Below are 16,897 nucleotides of genomic sequence, written 5' to 3' on the forward strand. Positions count from 1 at the left end.
GGCAAGGTTTCTATAGAATTGTGGTAATGCATAAGGAGATTGGCAAATGGCTCTCAATGAGAAGAAACAGTTGATCTATCGCTACTTTGAGGAGATGTGGAACGCCTGGAATTTCCAGATAGCTGATGAGATTATTGCCGAAAAGATTGTCTTTCAGGGCTCGTTGGGCGTTACAACCAGCGGTCGCGAAGGCTTGAAACAATACATGCGGACCGTCCAAACGGCTTTCCCTGATTGGTATAACAAGATCGAAGAGCTCATCATGGAAGACGATAAGCTGTGCGCCCTGATGACCTATACAGGAACACATAAAGGTCCACTATTTGGCCTCGAACCGACCGGGAAGCAGATTAAGTATGCCGGTACAGCCTTCTTTCGTATCGAGAAGCAGCAAATCGTCTATGGTTGGGTGCTGGGCGATAGACTAAATTTATGGCAGCAGCTCGGCGCCATTCCACAGCCTGTACCAGGTCCGCAGTCAAGTTAGCCCAAAAACCGCCAGGAAGGCTGGACGGAAGCCGTAAAGCTCCCGTTAGCCTTCCTGCTAAAGCCGTGTGGAATCGCCTTGCCCAAAGCAGGCAGCCAATTGCACAAAGTAATGTTATTTCTGAATGCTAGAACTGGTCCCGATCGTACTCCCCGCACTACCATCCGTTCCGCTAACGGAAGTCGCATTGCTTGCGCTACTACTGGCATAGTTGTAGCCGCTGTGCTGACTCGTCTGAGTAGTAGACGAGATAACACCTTTTTTTGCACTCGCGCTTCCCTTAGCCCAGGCCTGGCTGCTGGCCACGCTTTGGCCGCCAGCAACCTGTTCTAGCTCCTGCTCACACAGTTCAAACATCCCTTTAAGTTCCCTTTCTTCATCAGTGAAAAGGTATAAGCCTATTGGTTAGCAGGTATAGCGTTATCTTGTAATAAAGTACAAAGTTTCAGGTATGGGCTTATGTATCAAATTAAGAATTAGTACTGGCCGCGCGAGCTAGTACCAGCGCCGGTGCTCAGGCTGATATTCGTGCCACTGACCTCGCTGCTATTGTTGGCCTTGCCATCAGAATAGTTGTAGCCGCTGTGCTGACGGGTTTCGGTGTCCGATGAGGCATGCCCCTTCTTAGCCTTGGCATCTGTGGTTGTCCAGGCATGGCTGCGCGAATGATGATGGCCACCAGCAACCTGCTCTAATTCCTGTTCATGTAACTCAAACATAATTTTACTTCCTTTCTCAATTAGGAAAATCGTATTGTCTAGTGTTTAATAGTAAAAAGTAAGATCTAGTACTGACCATGTGAGCTGGTACCAGCGCCGGTGCTCAGGCTGATATTCGTGCCGCAGACCTCGCTGCTATTGTTGGCTTTGCCATCAGAATAGTTGTGACCGCTGTGCTGGCGGGTCTGGGTATCCGATGAGGCATGTCCCTTCTTAGCGCTTGCATCTGTGGTTGTCCAGGCATGGCTATAAGAATTGTGGTGATGACCGCCGGCGATCTGTTCCATCTCTTGCTCGTTCAGTTCGAACATTTTTTTATCCTCCTTGAATCTGGTATCCCAATAATTATCGTTGTTTAGCGTTTACATCTACAAAGTGATGCCTGAGAAAATAGCACCTGTTCGGCATTACTTTGCCTGAAAGCTCTCGCTAACACATCTAAAGTTTAGCAGCCCGCTGCCAACAGAGGAACCGCACATCTACCGGATAGTTGAGTAGTAAAAACGCTTAACGGCTTCAGGCAAAAAATGCAGGCAGCAGCATTATTACCGGCTCGGCAATACGCCAAAACACCGAGTCATTTAGGGCAAAAATACTGAGCAAGCAACACTATTTCTACTGAAAGATGAGCTCATTTAGCGCTCACTGGCTCTACTCCTGTTACCAACTTTTATTCTGCAAAGAAATGATCGGGGTTGAGCCTTGCCAATAGAGGGTTTGCGAAGAAAGACTTGCTTCAGAGCTGTTGATTATGGTATATTTTTCTGGCTCCACGAGCAATTTTGCCAAAGGAAATCTCAGTTTATGAAAAACGTTCTCATCATTTTCTCGACGCTGGCGTAGTCAGCAGGAGTTTATGGCACACCGAAAAGAATGATTGATGAAACCTGTGAGATTTTTTAATCTCTACAGGTCTGGTTTTCCTGACACATTTTCCCTGCAGGAATGCCCACCTATCCATCTCTCCTTCTTTTTCTCCACAGAGAGGCTCATTCAACGCACATTCTCCTGCTTTCTACTCCTTCTTCAGGCTTACTTACAGTTTCGCCAATCTTTGTAAGAGGGTGACCTGCGTCACCTCAAGCAAGTTCATGCAGAAGAAGGCTGCATCTGAGAAAATTTCTTTGGAGAACTATGGATACACAATACATACAAACCAAACAGTACGAAGAGGCTGCGCGTAGTCTTGTTGACGCTGCAGCCTGGTGTTATGCCGAAAGTGGCTGCGGTAATGAGCAAACGCTGCGGGCCAATATTGCGGCATTTGAACACCTCTACATAAGACCTCGCATGCTCGTCCCGATGGACGCACCTGACCTGAGTACTACTGTTTTAGGTACGTCTATCAGCCTGCCCGTCATGGCAGCGCCTGTTGGTTTTCAGCAGTTATGGCATCCTGAGGGCGAGCGCGCTTCAGTCCAGGGGACTGGACAGGCGCAAACCCTCTATGTGGCCAGTTCAAGCGCCACTACCAGCCTGGAAGAGATTGCGGGCAGGGTTTGCAGCCCCTTGTGGTTTCAACTCTACCTCTTCGAGCCGCGTTCCCTCTCTGCCCAGCTCGTGCAACGAGCGCAGCAAGCCGGCTATCAGGCTATCGTCGTTACGGTTGACACGCCATATTATGGACGCAAAGAGCGCTTCTGGCGCAATCAGTATAGCCTGCCCGAGCATATCCGCAAGGCTAACTTCTCTGACGATGTTGATCCAATGGTCTCTAGTACCTTCGATTGGGGTGTCTTCGACTGGTTGCGCACGCTTACTGATCTTCCCCTTATCGTCAAGGGTATACTTACCGCTGAAGACACCTGCAAGGCTATCGAGCATGGGGTCGCGGCGATAGTGGTCTCTAATCATGGAGGACGGCAATTAGATGCGGCTCTTCCCAGCATTGTTGCCTTGCCTGAAGTGGTTGGAGCTGCCAGAGGTGAGGTAGAGGTCTATCTGGACGGCGGTATACGTACCGGCACAGATGTATTCAAAGCCCTGGCTTCAGGTGCGCGCGCCGTCTTTATCGGTAGATCTCTGCTGTGGGGCCTGGCCGTCCAGGGCGCAGAGGGCGTAAACCAGATTTTCGCCATCCTGCGTGAAGAGTTGGAATACGCCATGGTGCTCTCGGGCTGCCCTGACGTCAACTGTATCACAAGCGATCTGCTTAAAGAGTGCAACTGGTAATAGTGAAGTTTGCGACTATACCTTCCCTTTGGCTAGTGATTTCTCCACAAGGAGAGCGGGAGAGTGGCCATGCTGCTCTCCCGATATGTGCAAGCTCTACTCAGATGGTTCCGGGATAATAAGGTTTTATTCTTACGGGACTTGCATTAGCTATAGCCCTCGCCGCATACTTTCTATGGAAACGTTCGTAACACTGGTTTTGCTACTCATTACGCAGATCGTTTGGGGCTTTTCTGCTGTAATATCCATGAAGTACTATCGCCACGACGAATCACGATGAGCGAGGCAAAAAGCGCGATAACTACCACGCCTGCAGCCGAGAGAATAGCCATTACTAGGACCGGTTTCAAGCCGAGATGGGTGGATAAGACGTGGCACAAGATTGAAAGATAGGGCAAGGGTCAGTTTGAAAAGAATAGATTCTGAAGCAGCAATACGTGCTCACTCACGGATCAGCTAGCTCAGTCTGGCTTGACTGGCGTGGACAGCCAGGTTTTAGCACAATAGCGTGCTGCTCAATGCGCTCGATGTCTTCCCAGGAGACCACATAAGGCTTATTGCTGAGCAGCTTTCTTGAGACAAAGGGATTGAGCAGATGCAGCCGATAGAACCAGCCCCGACCGCCAAAGAACAGGGCCGTAATGCGATACTCGGGGCCATCAGAAAGCTGGATATCAGCCACATGGCCCAGCGTTTTCCCCTCAGCTGTTACAAGCTTCTTGCTGAGGATATCCCCCATGAAGACAGCGGCCTCTTGCTTATGCATCAGTGCGAACTCCCCGGTATCCAGCGTAAAATATGCTTAGCTATCCAGGCGTCTGATTTTCCCACTTCATAATTGCTGGCTGGCTGACGCAAGCGCAATGTTGCGCCAAACTGCTCAACCTCGCTTAAAGGGATACAGTGATCAAAACGGTCATGCAGGAGCGCACGTAGCAGGTTGCGCAAGGGGGTGGCGATGCGTCCGGCCAGCGCCTGTGGTCCCACCACAACATGCGTAACGTGCAGCGTGCCACCCTCGCTCCACTGCGCCAGCACATCAGAGACGCGCCCGATCTCGATGCCGTCCTGTGTCTCCAGTTGCGAATCAATGAGATCACGCAACGAGAGAGCCGGCACATTGCTTTCCGTCACCATGGCTTTAACCTCCTCCACCTAGCAACTCAAGCGGCAACGAAACTAGCGCTACCACAAAAGCTATAAGCAAAATAGCGATAATCGCCCAATTCAAAAAGCTGCGGTTTACTTTGTCGCCAAGATACTGTGGATCGTTCATAAGAACAAGAAAGGGAAAGAGCGAAATTGGCAGTAGTAAGGCAATCACCGTCGAAGCCAGCAGGGCCAGGCTTTGCGGATCGTTGCCCAGCAGGCCAATCACCACAGCCACAATCAGCATAAGGATAATGACCAGGTTGAAGCGCGCGGCTTTGGCCGGCGGCTTGTTCTCGCCCCACTCCCAGCCAAAGCCTTGGGCGATAAAATAGGAATAGGCCAGGACCACTTCTAGCGCGGCTCCCAGGCAGGTTGCAAAGAGAATTACGGCAAAGATAATCCCACCAATTGGTCCAAACGCCCGCGCCAGAGGCAAACCAACTTCGCCCAGCGTACTGGCGTTGAGATTGAGCGGTTGGAGTACGATTGCCGACATGATGACAAGTCCGATCGAACTAAGGCTGCCAAAGCCCATACCCAGAATTGCCGTGACGCGATTGAGCAACAGCGAGCTACCTGACCAGCCCTCCTCTAGAGCGCCCGATGAGTAGAAGTAGAGCATATAGGGACTGATCGTCGCTCCCAGGATCGCCGCTACCAGGTAGAGATAACTCGACAATTGGCCTGGTTTGATCTCCGGCTTCCAGAGCGTGGGCAAGAGATGAAACGATGGCCCGCCCAGGGCTACAACGCCGATCACAAAAGCCAGAGCGAGCAGTCCCAGTAAGGCAGGCGCATTCTCGATCAGGTTGAAGGGGGCGCGCCAGGCCATGACAAACACGAGCAAGGCCGCGACAGGAAAGAGCACATGCCAGGAAATACCTGTAAGCAGAGAGAGCGCGATAGCGATCCCACCCAGTTCCGCAGCAAGCAATAGGCTTTCCGCAATGGTCTCGCTGATCAATGGCAGGAGAAAAAACCTGAAGCCAAAATTCTCGCGAATGGCGTCGGCGTAGGTTTTCTTGGAAACCGCAGAAAAGCGGCCCACCATTTCCGTAAGCAGCACGATAGCTAGCGTGGCAATGATGATGGCCCAGATCAGACCAAGGCCAAACTTGGCCCCGGCCTCGCCCGAGGTTGCAACAGTACCAGCATCGAGAAAACCGCCTGTAGCCGTGACAATACCCAATGCTAGCGAGTACCATTTTTTCATTGCTCTGCCGCCTCCTGAAATGCTTTGCCGGCGCGCTGTAAAATTGCGACCTGCGTATGCCAATCACAGGAATTCGTCAGGCATGGGCGCTCGACTACCTGCTTTGCCGGTTGGAAAAGCGCAAGCAAACGCCTTACTTTCTGTTTATCGGGGGCACCATCCTGAGTGGGCAACTGCTGCTCAACGCCTTCTAGCTGGCTGCGATAATTTACAAAGCTCGCGCGCGCATAGGCTGGCGTCAATTTTCCTTCTTGGACATAGCTGATAGTAGTGTTGGCCGCGATAAAGACATCTCCAACGCTATCTGCCAGGTTAGCAAAACCAGATTGAGAGAACTGGCATCCACTCGTAATACAAAGGATTCCTGCTAAGAGCAACAAGAGAGTGAAGACCTGTCTATGCTTCACAGCTTTTTCCTGACTCACTAGAGGCCTTCTTAGATACAGAAAGACCTGACAAGCATACCTGTACTTTTCTCACGGCAGTCCGATGACAAAAGTTTCTGGATTGTGCTATCAGCTGCCTATCCTGCCCATTTGAATACAGTTAACACCGTATGCTTGCCCCTCTTCAGTGCCTGCTTCCATAGAGGGATTTAGCTATAATATGCTATGATAGCATTGAGGGAATGAGATAAGGTAGCAGGGGTATATGCAACTTTATCTCTCCAAATAGAACAATGCTCCGGCAAGACTACAGTAGATGTCCTGCTTGTCTGCCCGCTCTTTATTGCTTATTTTTTTAGGATGAGAACAGGAAATCTCGCATGCAGAAGGAAAATTTGGCAGGGCCCATTGATGACATGTTTATCCCGGCCGGGCGACGCCTGTGGCGAAATGGGAGCTTTAATATTTTCTGGGCCGGTCAAACGCTTTCGGTGGTTGGGGATGCTTTTATAACGATTGCCCTGCCCTTGCTGGTCCTGGAGGCGACGGGCTCGGTTGCCCAGATGGGCATAGTTACTGGCATCTTTGGCATTGGACAGGTTATTACTGGCTTCTTCGCCGGCCCGCTTGTGGACAGGCTGGATCGGCGTAAGCTAATGATATTTTGCGATACACTGCGTATGTTGCTCTACCTGGCCATTCCCCTCTGGTGGCATTTCGTTGGGCCACAGCTCTGGCTGATCTATGTCATTACGGCCCTGGGCGCTTGCCTGGGGATGATCTTTCAGGTGGCCTATATTACTGCCGTGGCTAATCTTGTGGACAGGGATCAGTTGACGGAGGCCAATGGACGCTTACAGGCTACGCAGGCCATTGCTTTTGTCACCGGACCAATTATTGCCGGCCTGATCTCGGGACGCTTCGGTCCCACTACGGCGATTAGCATTGACGCGCTCTCCTTTGGCATCTCTGCCCTCTCGCTCTATTTTATCCATCTGCGCCCTGCAGAGCTAGCGGCCTTGCCGGCAAGCGAGCCTGGCGGGCGAAGCCAGAACTTTAAGCAAGAGTTCCTGGCGGGCATTAGTTTTCTCTGGCGGCAACCGACCTTGCGTGCTATCGCTATCTTGCTCGCGCTCCTTACCATCCTGACTTCAGGAACTATTGACCTGTTTATGTTTCACCTGAAGCATGATCTGGGCCAGTCCGACGATATCGTAGGCTACGTTTTTGGCGCTGCTAGCGTGGGAGCGATATTTTCTGGCTTGCTAGCCTCGTCCATACGCAGGCGCTTTGGCTTTGGGGTAAGCTGGTTGGGCGGCTTTTTAGTAATGAGTATAGCCCTTACGCTCTTTAGCGTTTCTAATAATCTCTGGCTTATCGCACTTTTTGCGACATGCTATTCGTTGGGCGGCTCAATGGCTAGCGTCGTCTCAGTCTCTTTGCGCCAGGAGATTACCCCCGATCACTTGCTGGGGCGCGTCACCTCGGCCTTCTGGACGATCAGCTTGGCCCCGGGTCCGCTTGGCGCCGCCATCTTCACGGCTCTTGCCAGCTATATCGGGGTCAGCTCCGTTACGCTATTGACCGGTGGTCTTTGTCTGCTGGTGGTCTCTTCGGGCTTCTTCCTCCCTGTGCGCCAACGTCACCCTGAACGCGCAGCCTCGGTTTTTAGCACTCCGCAAGAAAAGCAGACAATATCGCCTTAAAAACCAAACATTATATTCATAAATATCAAATTATAGCCATAGGGACTATTTGCTTGTCTTAGCGCGCCTTCATAGATAATAATAGAATCAGTTCTATTTTCGTTTTGGAGATGTCGAAGCTGTAAAAGCTAAGAAGAAATGAGGGTGCGCATGGCAACCATTAATTTTTTCTGCCCATTTCCTCCTCAGCGGGGCACGGGAACTGCTCCGAGCCACCTTGAACTTTCCGAGCTTTCAATTGTCGTGCCTGTGAAAAACAATCAGCGTGGCATTGATCGCTTGCTGGAGAGCTGTCTGCAGATATTTTCTCCTGAGCATTGTCCACGCGAGATTCTTGTCGTCGATAACGGATCTCAACCACCGTTAGAACTGCCCGCACAACTGCCCTGGCCCCTTCCTGTGCATATTCTGGTCTGCCCACGATCTGGGGCAGCGGCCGCGCGCAATATGGGCGCGCGCAAGGCAAGTGGCAACTGGCTGCTCCTCATGGATAGCGATTGCATCCCAACGGCAACATTGATAGGGGGTTATCAAGAAGCCATGGATGGCTCGATTGGCTATGCCGGAGCGGCGCAAGTAGCCTCAAGCGATGTATATTCCGCCTACTATGAGGCTCAGCACATTCTCTCGCCACCGGCGCTTGTCCATGAAGGAAGCGCACGGCCAGCTTTTATGGTCACGGCCAATGCGCTTATCTGGCGCGCGGCCCTGGCTCAGGTTGGCGGCCTTGACGAACGTTTCAAGAGTGCGGGCTGCGAGGATATCGATCTAGGGTTGCGCTTATGGAGCGTGGGGCCTCTGGCTTACGCCCCCAAAGCGCGCGTACAGCATGCCTTTGAAGCCGATCTTGGCTCTTTCGTGCGCCGCTTTATACGCTATGGACACGGTAGCCGGCTTATGAGTGCCCTCTATCACGAGGATCTTTCTCCGCGCCTGGTTGTGCCGCAACCAGCTTCGCCGGCCAATCGCGCGCTGGCCCTCGTGCAGTTGCTCGCGCTCTGGTGGGGCTACCTGACTATCAAACCTGAGGAGAACTGGTCGCAGCCACGCCTCATGACATCCTGGCAAGATGAACGGCCCAGCACTGTCTAGGTTTGCACGAGTGCTGGTCCCTGCACTATGCTAAGCCTGTTCTCTTCTACCCTTATTGCACGATGACGGTCAGTTGCATATTTGGATGAATCGTGCAATAGAGCTGGAATGTGCCAGCCGTAGTAAAGGGGCCAATGTTCCCCTGACTATTCCCGTTGATCTGCACATCGTTGACCTCCGGCGCTCCTGGCTCTTTTAGCTTTTTGGGGGCACCATTGTCCCAACTCCCATTAGCGATGATATGCGGAACTGCCGTGTCAGCGCTAAGGATGATACGCTGACCCTTATGAATAGTGATGGACGGCTGCACAAAGCTGGTGCTATCCATATGGACAATAGGGCTAGAAGCCTCTGTGGAAGTGGCAGGAGAAATGGCTCCTCCACAGGCGGCGAATGTAAGCAGGCTGCAGATCAGTAGTAACGCGAGCCATAGTTTGTGCATCTTATTGTTCCTTTTCTTTTGTCTCATTAGGAGCGCTCGCTGCGCTCCCTACGCTCTACAGTCCGACTTCAGTTCGCTGCGCCCGTATGAGTTGCTGCACGCGCGAGCGCAAGAAGAAAGCGAGCACAAAAATGAACAGGGCAAAGACTGGATGAAAGGCACTGGCCAGCGGCGCCCGAAAGTCTCTAGAAGCATGTATCAAGGCAGCCTGGCTAAACACCAGGCCAAACAGGACGGCGCCTAACCAGTTCAAAGGCCGTGGTAGGCGCGCCCCAAACCCAATGAGTAGCAAGAGGAAAGTTACGAGGTCCAATAACCACGAATGGTAGCCATGCCAGACCAGGTATTCGCCGGACGCAAAGATCCCTGCGCCAGCAAGAAACACCTGAACTACGATATCTGCGATGAGAAACAAGATCAGGCCGGCGTAGACGCGCCACCACCCGAGCTGCCTTGTAGTGGGATAAAGCCGTGGCTTTTCTGCTATAGCGGAATGATTTTCCATATTTTTTGTCGAGCTCCTTGTAGTTCTTCAAAATTACGACATAATGTCATGACTACCTGTCGTACTGACGATAGACAGAAGATTTGCTAAGTTTTCTTCAAGACCGAAAATGGCCGATTTATCTATGATGCTTGCAAAGCAAACGCTTATACCCCTGGCTCAACCACACAGAAGCTTTTCGACAGCTTCGATAATGCGTTCGACAGTAAGCAGTTCGGGACAGGTAAAAGAGAGGTTGATAAGTCCGCGCTGCAGAGCCATAAGTGTGGTTGTGGCCTGATCCAGGTCAAGATCCGCGCGCAAGGCTCCCTCCTGCACACCACGGCTAAGCGTGTGCTTGAGAAAGCCAAACCAGCGGCTATCCATATCCTTGAGCGCTTCCTGAATGGCCTGATCTCGCCTTGAGCGCAGGATGAGCTCACTGAGAACCATGATAAACTCAGGGGTGTGCTGAAGCCGATAGTGGGTCGCCAGAAACATAGAGCGAACAGTGCCAAGAGGAGTAGAGTAGTCTGAGCCAGGAATATCAAGCGGCGTTACAAGCTCTTGCCTGAGATACTCAACAACTCCCTGGATGAGATTCTCTTTGGCCGGAAAGTAATGATAGAGTGTCGCGTGATTCATGCCTGCGTTGGCCGCTACATCTTGAATGCGCAACCCTTCAAAGCCTTTTTCGGCGATGATACGATAAGCCGCCAGAATTAACGCTTGTCGTCTCTCATCGCCAAGGGGTGTACTATGGCGTGCCTTTGTCAATGTACTCTCTCTCCTCCGCATGTATCCTTCAATATTGAGGGTTGGGAACAATACCTGTTGTTAGGATACGCTATATAGACCCAAAAGTCAACAAACAAGTTTGTTGACTATCGAGCTTAGACCCTTTATTGCTTCGTGGTGTGGATTTTACAAATATTTTGCAATTCCATGCGACATATTTATATGTGTTTGCCAAAATTGAGAAAGAAGGCTGCCAGCTCATGCCGATGAAGTTGTGTTTCTCCAACTTCCGGCCTGATAAGCAGCGGAATCAGGACACGAAGCAGACCGCTGTAGCTATTCCTGAGCCAGCTCCTCTTGCTTGCTCTCCACAGCCTCAACCATTCCCGACACATGTGCTTGTCCGACTGCGGAGACGGCTGGGGCCAGTACATATGTCGAAACAAGAAGAACAATGCCCAGGAACGTGAGCACAACGGCAAGAGACAAGAACGCGCCAGTCAAGCCAATAAAGGTTGCCATTATGCCCACTGCGAAGACAGGAACACTGAAACCAATATAGGCGGCTACATAATAACTTGAAATGATCTGCGCCCGTTGTTGCTGGGTACCGATTTTGCCGGCCAGGTCAAAGCTACCCTTATAGAGCAGCCCATTTCCGGCCCCTTCTATTGCTATACCACCCAATAAAAGGAGCGATGCTTGCGTAGGAGCAGCACTAATAATTACAAACGCGCCTGCTATAGTCAGGATTACGCCCCATCTTGTCACGCCTAGCAGGTTGCTCCTTTGTACAATCACCTGGGTCAATCCACCAATGAGCATCTGGAGAAAAATCAAGACGCCTCCCATTGCCAGATTATGAATATGAAGGACGGAAACGCTAAAGGTTGGAATGAGCGCAACAATCGTACCATTGAAGGCGAAGAAGAGAAAGCCAGCCGGAGCAATCAAGCTCCAAAAAGGGCGCCGAATCTGCCTGGGAATACCAATGGCTACACGCAGGCGAGCCTTGCGCCTGAGAATGGTTTCTTTAACTGTCAACATGCTTAACAGAGCACTTGCCAAAAGGATAACATGCACAAAGTAGGACGCTTGAAAAGGGTGCCACAGCACATATTGGATCAGCATGCCGGCAAAACCAGGGCCAAGGCCAAATCCAACCATAGTGGTAAACCCGGCGAGTAATAAAGCGAAGCGTTGACGGTGCTTACCCGCTTGCTCAAGCAAAAGGGCTGTACAGGCGCCAAGAAAGCTCCCGGTCGCCAGACCTTGCAAGGCCCTACCAACAAAAAGGAGCCAGGCCTGGTCAGCAAAAGCAAAAATGAGGGAAGCGGCTCCCATCAGAGCAAGTGCCGGGATCATGAGGCGCTTGCGTCCCCAGCTATCTGCCAATGGCCCCAGAAAGAGCAGAGAGGGAAGCAAAAAAAGCGCATAAATAGCAAAGAGTAAGGTAATGACGGCAGTTGTCAGATGGAAGCGGGCTTGGTATAAAGGATAAAGGGGCGAAGGTAGATTCACACCAAGGGTAAAGGTAAGGAGAGCCCACCATATTCGCTTCATAATTACAACATCTCCTTTCGAGAGCAGTGAAAAAGTCAAGACTTCTTGAGGTGTTCGTGGCAGGCAGTATATAATGAAGGCACTTTCCGAGCCAGAAGTCAACTTATTGTAGGACAATTTCTATCAGGATAAAGTAGAGAACGTGAAGAAGGGCTCCCAACGCCATCAAGAACTTGCCAATTTTCTGCGTACCAAACGCTGCCAACTAACCCCGGAGGCTGTAGGACTGCCACGAGGGCCGCGCAGGCGCGCCAGCGGGCTACGACGCGAGGAGGTAGCCCAGCTCGCCGGCATAGGCGTTGCCTGGTATACAAGCCTGGAACAAGGACGGGAGATTGGCGTATCCCCACAAACTCTGGAAAGCCTGGCTCGTGCCCTGCACTTGAACAACCAGGAACGGGAATATCTCTTTGTCCTGGCGCTTCGACAAGTACCGCTTGAAGATGCTACGGATCACGAAAGCGTCAGCCCTGACCTCCAGCATTTCCTGAATAGGCTGGGAATGACACCAGGTTATGTGGTTGGGCTCCGCTGGAATGTCATTGCCTGGAATGAGGCGGCAAATGCCATATTTGGACCACTCGCTGGCCTGAGAGGGAGAGAACGCAACGAGTTGTGGAGAGTGTTTACCTCATCAACATACAGAAACCTGTTTGCGGACTGGGAAGAGCATGCGCGCAGCCATCTAGCACGCTTCCGGGCAAGTTGTGGACGGATTCCCAATGATCCCTGGCTGGCCCGCCTTATTGAAGACCTTCTGCAGATTAGCCCACAGTTCCGCGAATGGTGGCCACAGCACGATGTTTTTGCTCATACCAGAGGCCCCAGGCTTCTTATCCATCCGCACGTAGGAAAAATGTACTTTGAGCACCTTGTTTTTCAGGTGCAAGACGCTCCCGATCTCAAAATAATTGTCTATACGCCACTGGAACAGGAACAGACACCTCTCAAGCTGCGTCATTTGCTTAATTCCTCATCCATTCACATTTAAGCTGAACAGGATTTTACACAGCCATGAACAATGTATAAGCAGCATTTACATAAAAACAAGTTCTGCATATCTTACTGAACCCTTTGGCATAGGATTTTACAAATATTTTGCAATTTCATGCGACATATTTTATATGTGTTTGTCAAAATTGAGAAAGAGAGCTGCTATACAAATAGCAGTAACGACGATAAGTTTAGTCAGGGTACTTCTACTAGCGGGAGTCTACGCATACTCGCAGCAGTGGAAGTGTCGGCTGTACGTGAAAGGGAGTTGTATTGAAGTTACAAACGTTATCACCTTATGCCCCATTCGTAATACGTGTCGTTCTAGGGATCATCTTTATCTTGCATGGGGTGATGAAATTTATGGCACTGGGAGCGACTATAGGTTTTTTCAGTCACATAGGTGTTCCACTGGCCACAATTGTGGCGCCACTTATCGGAGCGGTAGAAGTGCTTGGCGGCCTTAGCCTCATTCTTGGCCTGGGCTCACGCGTATTCTCGATCCTGCTGGCTCTGGATATGCTGGCAGCTATCGTGATGGCCAAATTGGGTGCGGGCCTGGTAGGCGGCTTTGAATTCGAACTGGCGCTATTTGCCGGCCTGCTCTCGCTGTTCTTGAGCGGTCCTGGAGCGCTGGCGATAAATCGGCGGCAAAACTCTGTGCTCGCCTGAGCGGGCGCATAAATATTCTCGCTGTGAACCGCAAGCCAGAGAATTGGCAAGATGCGGTCTGCAGCGAGAGCAAAAGATCAGTCAGCAATATGTAGCACAACTATACAGAAGCAATTGGCGAAGATCCCCAGCCTGTTGACCAATTTTGCCCTGTATAATAGGCCAGAAGGGCGCTCACGGAACAAAAAGACATCTACTAGCGTCTCTCTAAGTAGTGATTGTGGTGCCAGAAGAGGAAGTTTCTCATGGCTACAACAAGCTTCTTTGATATGAGCATACACCGATCCAAAAACTTTGTATTGTAGAGAGAAAGGAATCTAGTAGACATGTCTGGAAACACTTTTGAATTGAACGAGACGGAGTTGGAAGAGGTAGTTGGCGGCTCTGGCAAGCATAAGGGGCATAAACATCATCACAAGCATGGCAAGCCCCATATACTCCCTTATCCTACCAATGATGATGTCCACACGCTCCCCTATCCTACCAATAGTGATGTACATACGCTCCCTTATCCCACCAACGGCGATGACGTACATACACTTCCTTATCCAACACAAGCTTAACTTAAAGCAATTTTGACGCTCCAACCTTCTTTAGAAGATAGAGCTCAAGGGATAGAGCAGGGACAGAAGATTTTATCCTCTGTCCCTGAGCAAATTTTTTACAGAGGCTTGAAGAGTGTAGATCAGATCTGCAGAAATGAATTCAAGTATCCCGTTGCGAGATTTTTTAAGATGGATCGCTCTGCAGGATAGGCGGCCAGGCAAACGCTGTTACGCTGGGTGGTTGGTTATACTTCTCAACTTCCACCAGGCAGGTCTGGGCAACCGAGCACTGCGCGAGCCTTGATGTGCCCTTATCCAGCGTGACAACATTTGGATTTCCGTGCTTCTCCAGGCTGCCCACACTTCCTGCCATCTCTGGATCATACCAGGCTCCGGTTGCCATCGAAACGACTCCCGGCCTGAGCTCGCCCGAGATCTGCACGCCGGCCAGAAAGGCGCCCCGGTCATTGAACACACGCACCACATCGCCATCAAGCAGGCCGCGCCGTCTCGCATCCAGCGGATTAAGGTAAATGGGCTCACGTCCGCTGATCTCGCCATTCCGACTCAAGCTGGCCTGATCGAGCTGGCTATGCAAGCGATTGCGCGGCTGGTTGGAGAGCAAATGTAGGGGATAGCGCTTTGCCTGCTCTCCGCCAAGCCACTCAGCAGGCTCGATCCAGCACGGATGGGGCTGACAATCATCGTAGTCGAATGAGCGAATCTTCTCGCTCACCAGCTCGATGCGCCCCGATGAAGTGTGCAGCGGATGTATGAGCGGATCAGCCCGGAAATCTCCAAGCAAGGTTGGTTGTGCCGCAGAATCTAACAGTGGGAACTCATATGCGCCACTGCTCCAGAATTCAGCAAAGGGCGGCGGCGCAAAGCCGCGTTCGCCGGCGATCTGGCGAGCCTCTTCATACATATAGCGTAGCCATTGCATCTCAGAGCGATTCTGATGATACGCGAAGCCAAAGCCGAGCCGCTCAGCCAGCTCAGAGAAGATGTCAAAGTCGTTGCGAGCCTGGCAATACGGCGGAAGCACCTGATGCATGGCAAGCCAGTATTTTCCGTGCTCGGCGGCGCCAATATCGTTGCGCTCCATTGTTGTAGTTGAGGGGAGAACGATATCTGCGAACCTGGCCGGAGGAGTCCACCACGGCTCATGCACAATTATCGTGGCAGGCTGCTTCCAGGCCTGCAAGAAGCGATTAAGATTGGTATTGTGGTGAAACGGGTTCCCACCAGCAGAGTAGATAAGCTCTATTTTCGGCAATTGAATCGATTGGCCGTTATAGGCCAATTGCTCTCCGGGACGCAATAGCAGATCCGTCACTCTGCCTACTGGGACCTTAATAGTGACAGGATTATGGCCCAACGAGATTTTCGGGCGTGGAATACCAGCAGGATAGGGGAGCGCAATTCCATTTATCGCACCGAAGCCAAAACTGAATCCCCCACCAGGCATACCGACCTGACCTAACAGGCAGGCCAGGGCAATGCTCATCCAGACTGGTTGCTCCCCATGATCTGCGCGCTGAACCGACCAGCTTGTATTGATCAGCGTGCGCGTAGAGGCCATGCGCCTGGCAAGCTGCTCAATGCTTTCGGCTGGAACCTCCGTAATATGAGATGCCCAGGTTGCATCCTTTGGTGTGTTATCGCTCTGCCCAAGCAGGTAGCGCTCGAACTCAGGATAGCCGACGCAGTAGCGCGCAAGAAATTCCTGATTGTGCAAACCATTGCTTACCAGCGTATGGGCCAGGCCCAGCATCAGCGCGGTATCGGTATTTGGTCTGATTGGCAGCCATTCAGGTGCAACCTGCGCGGGAACATCCGAGCGTTGCGGGCTGATACAGATAACCTCAATTCCGGCCTGGGCAGCCTTCATGTACCAATCGAGATTTTCATGCTTAACGGCTCCCCCGGCATCAATTTGCGTATTCTTCAGGGGCGCGCCGCCAAACAATACCAGCAGGCGTGTATGGCTCACGACCTCGGGCCAGCTCACCACCAGCCTGTTCACATCGGCCCGCCCCAGAATATAGGGCATAATGCCTTGCGCAGCTCCATAGCTATGGTTCCCCACCTTATCAACATAGCCACCAGCCAGGGCCAGGAAACGCTTGAGCACGCTTGGCGCGTGGTGCAACCTACCAGCACTGGCCCAGCCATACGAGCCTCCGTAGATCGCCTCATTGCCATGCTGCTCTCGTGTCTCCTGCAACGCCTCGCAGACGAGAGTGAGGGCCTTATCCCAGCTCACCGGCACGAAGCCTTGCGCGCCGCGTTCCGCGCGACTGGCTCCCCGGGATCGCAAATAGCCTTCCCGTACATATGGCTGATCGATGCGCAGCGAGTCGTAGACCACTTCGGGCAGGCTAGCTTGCAATGGAGATGGGTGAGGATCAAACTGCACCCCACGGGTCGCGAGCACCTCGTGAGTACTCAGGTCGGTCTCGACCTTGTAGGCTCCCCAATGCGATGCGGTTTGCGTAATCTTCCTTCGTTCCGATGCCCTTGCGTCCATAAA

The 16,897-nt window shown here is 51.8% G+C and carries 19 protein-coding genes; 7 read left to right on the top strand and 12 right to left on the bottom strand.

Annotated elements, in window-relative coordinates; translation table 11 throughout:
* Nucleotides 1-46 precede the first annotated feature (46 nt).
* Entirely contained in the window at nucleotides 47-487 is a 441-nt protein-coding gene (locus tag EPA93_RS04855) for an ester cyclase (protein ID WP_129885964.1), read from the top strand.
* A 114-nt stretch (nucleotides 488-601) separates the two neighbouring features.
* Here EPA93_RS04855 and EPA93_RS04860 read toward each other — a convergent pair whose 3' ends face one another.
* The 3 genes from EPA93_RS04860 to EPA93_RS04870 form a co-directional block, all read right to left on the bottom strand.
* On the bottom strand, nucleotides 602-844 hold the full coding sequence (locus EPA93_RS04860; RefSeq protein ID WP_129885965.1) for a hypothetical protein: 243 nt from the start codon (nucleotides 842-844) through the stop codon (nucleotides 602-604).
* 119 nt (nucleotides 845-963) lie between these two features.
* A complete protein-coding gene (locus tag EPA93_RS04865; RefSeq protein WP_129885966.1) occupies nucleotides 964-1,206 on the bottom strand; it encodes a hypothetical protein in 243 nt (80 codons plus the stop codon).
* A gap of 65 nt (nucleotides 1,207-1,271) precedes the next feature.
* Nucleotides 1,272-1,517: a hypothetical protein gene (locus EPA93_RS04870; protein WP_129885967.1), complete on the bottom strand. Its 246-nt coding sequence runs from the start codon at nucleotides 1,515-1,517 to the stop codon at nucleotides 1,272-1,274.
* Between the two features lie 823 nt (nucleotides 1,518-2,340).
* Here EPA93_RS04870 and EPA93_RS04875 point away from each other — a divergent pair.
* Nucleotides 2,341-3,378 carry an alpha-hydroxy acid oxidase gene (locus tag EPA93_RS04875; protein WP_129885968.1) on the top strand — a complete coding sequence of 346 codons (1,038 nt, stop codon included), beginning with the start codon at nucleotides 2,341-2,343 and terminating at the stop codon, nucleotides 3,376-3,378.
* Nucleotides 3,379-3,823: 445 nt separating this feature from the next.
* Here the strand turns inward: EPA93_RS04875 and EPA93_RS04880 are convergent, their stop codons facing one another.
* The 4 genes from EPA93_RS04880 to EPA93_RS04895 are packed head-to-tail and all read right to left on the bottom strand — an operon-like array spanning nucleotide 3,824 to nucleotide 6,168.
* Nucleotides 3,824-4,144: a PRC-barrel domain-containing protein gene (locus EPA93_RS04880; protein ID WP_129885969.1), complete on the bottom strand. Its 321-nt coding sequence runs from the start codon at nucleotides 4,142-4,144 to the stop codon at nucleotides 3,824-3,826.
* Nucleotides 4,144-4,515: a hypothetical protein gene (locus tag EPA93_RS04885; RefSeq protein ID WP_129885970.1), complete on the bottom strand. Its 372-nt coding sequence runs from the start codon at nucleotides 4,513-4,515 to the stop codon at nucleotides 4,144-4,146. The genes EPA93_RS04880 and EPA93_RS04885 overlap by 1 nt, the downstream gene beginning before the upstream one ends.
* Nucleotides 4,516-4,519: 4 nt before the next feature.
* On the bottom strand, nucleotides 4,520-5,743 hold the full coding sequence (locus EPA93_RS04890) for an NRAMP family divalent metal transporter (protein ID WP_129885971.1): 1,224 nt from the start codon (nucleotides 5,741-5,743) through the stop codon (nucleotides 4,520-4,522).
* Nucleotides 5,740-6,168, bottom strand: coding sequence for a hypothetical protein (locus EPA93_RS04895; protein WP_207229447.1), 429 nt, complete (start codon nucleotides 6,166-6,168; stop codon nucleotides 5,740-5,742). Before EPA93_RS04895 ends, EPA93_RS04890 begins: the two co-directional genes overlap by 4 nt.
* Before the next feature lie 341 nt (nucleotides 6,169-6,509).
* On the opposite strand from EPA93_RS04895, the gene EPA93_RS04900 reads away from it, so the two are divergent.
* Both EPA93_RS04900 and EPA93_RS04905 read left to right on the top strand, forming a co-directional pair.
* The gene (locus tag EPA93_RS04900; RefSeq protein WP_129885973.1) at nucleotides 6,510-7,835 is read left to right on the top strand and encodes an MFS transporter; all 1,326 of its coding nucleotides are present in this window, start codon (nucleotides 6,510-6,512) and stop codon (nucleotides 7,833-7,835) included.
* Nucleotides 7,836-7,985: 150 nt separating this feature from the next.
* Nucleotides 7,986-8,927: a glycosyltransferase family 2 protein gene (locus EPA93_RS04905; protein ID WP_165422881.1), complete on the top strand. Its 942-nt coding sequence runs from the start codon at nucleotides 7,986-7,988 to the stop codon at nucleotides 8,925-8,927.
* 52 nt (nucleotides 8,928-8,979) lie between these two features.
* On the opposite strand, the gene EPA93_RS04910 is transcribed toward EPA93_RS04905, so the two are convergent.
* The 4 genes from EPA93_RS04910 to EPA93_RS04925 all read right to left on the bottom strand — a co-directional run bounded on the left by EPA93_RS04910 (nucleotide 8,980) and on the right by EPA93_RS04925 (nucleotide 12,154).
* Nucleotides 8,980-9,369 carry a cupredoxin domain-containing protein gene (locus tag EPA93_RS04910; protein ID WP_129885975.1) on the bottom strand — a complete coding sequence of 130 codons (390 nt, stop codon included), beginning with the start codon at nucleotides 9,367-9,369 and terminating at the stop codon, nucleotides 8,980-8,982.
* A 55-nt stretch (nucleotides 9,370-9,424) separates the two neighbouring features.
* On the bottom strand, nucleotides 9,425-9,874 hold the full coding sequence (locus EPA93_RS04915) for a DUF6220 domain-containing protein (RefSeq protein ID WP_129885976.1): 450 nt from the start codon (nucleotides 9,872-9,874) through the stop codon (nucleotides 9,425-9,427).
* 159 nt (nucleotides 9,875-10,033) lie between these two features.
* On the bottom strand, nucleotides 10,034-10,630 hold the full coding sequence (locus EPA93_RS04920) for a TetR/AcrR family transcriptional regulator (RefSeq protein ID WP_165422882.1): 597 nt from the start codon (nucleotides 10,628-10,630) through the stop codon (nucleotides 10,034-10,036).
* A gap of 297 nt (nucleotides 10,631-10,927) precedes the next feature.
* Entirely contained in the window at nucleotides 10,928-12,154 is a 1,227-nt protein-coding gene (locus tag EPA93_RS04925; protein WP_129885978.1) for an MFS transporter, read from the bottom strand.
* A 142-nt stretch (nucleotides 12,155-12,296) separates the two neighbouring features.
* On the opposite strand from EPA93_RS04925, the gene EPA93_RS04930 reads away from it, so the two are divergent.
* The 3 genes from EPA93_RS04930 (at nucleotide 12,297) to EPA93_RS04940 (ending at nucleotide 14,382) form a co-directional block, all read left to right on the top strand.
* Nucleotides 12,297-13,145 carry a helix-turn-helix transcriptional regulator gene (locus EPA93_RS04930; RefSeq protein ID WP_129885979.1) on the top strand — a complete coding sequence of 283 codons (849 nt, stop codon included), beginning with the start codon at nucleotides 12,297-12,299 and terminating at the stop codon, nucleotides 13,143-13,145.
* A 275-nt stretch (nucleotides 13,146-13,420) separates the two neighbouring features.
* Nucleotides 13,421-13,819 (top strand): DoxX family protein, encoded by a 399-nt coding sequence (locus EPA93_RS04935; RefSeq protein ID WP_129885980.1) that lies wholly within the window; start codon nucleotides 13,421-13,423, stop codon nucleotides 13,817-13,819.
* A 326-nt stretch (nucleotides 13,820-14,145) separates the two neighbouring features.
* Nucleotides 14,146-14,382 carry a hypothetical protein gene (locus EPA93_RS04940; RefSeq protein ID WP_129885981.1) on the top strand — a complete coding sequence of 79 codons (237 nt, stop codon included), beginning with the start codon at nucleotides 14,146-14,148 and terminating at the stop codon, nucleotides 14,380-14,382.
* A 166-nt stretch (nucleotides 14,383-14,548) separates the two neighbouring features.
* Here the strand turns inward: EPA93_RS04940 and EPA93_RS04945 are convergent, their stop codons facing one another.
* Nucleotides 14,549-16,894 carry a molybdopterin-dependent oxidoreductase gene (locus EPA93_RS04945; protein ID WP_129885982.1) on the bottom strand — a complete coding sequence of 782 codons (2,346 nt, stop codon included), beginning with the start codon at nucleotides 16,892-16,894 and terminating at the stop codon, nucleotides 14,549-14,551.
* Between the last annotated feature and the right edge of the window lie 3 nt (nucleotides 16,895-16,897).

This window comes from Ktedonosporobacter rubrisoli, assembly GCF_004208415.1.
GTDB classification, from domain to species: domain Bacteria; phylum Chloroflexota; class Ktedonobacteria; order Ktedonobacterales; family Ktedonobacteraceae; genus Ktedonosporobacter; species Ktedonosporobacter rubrisoli.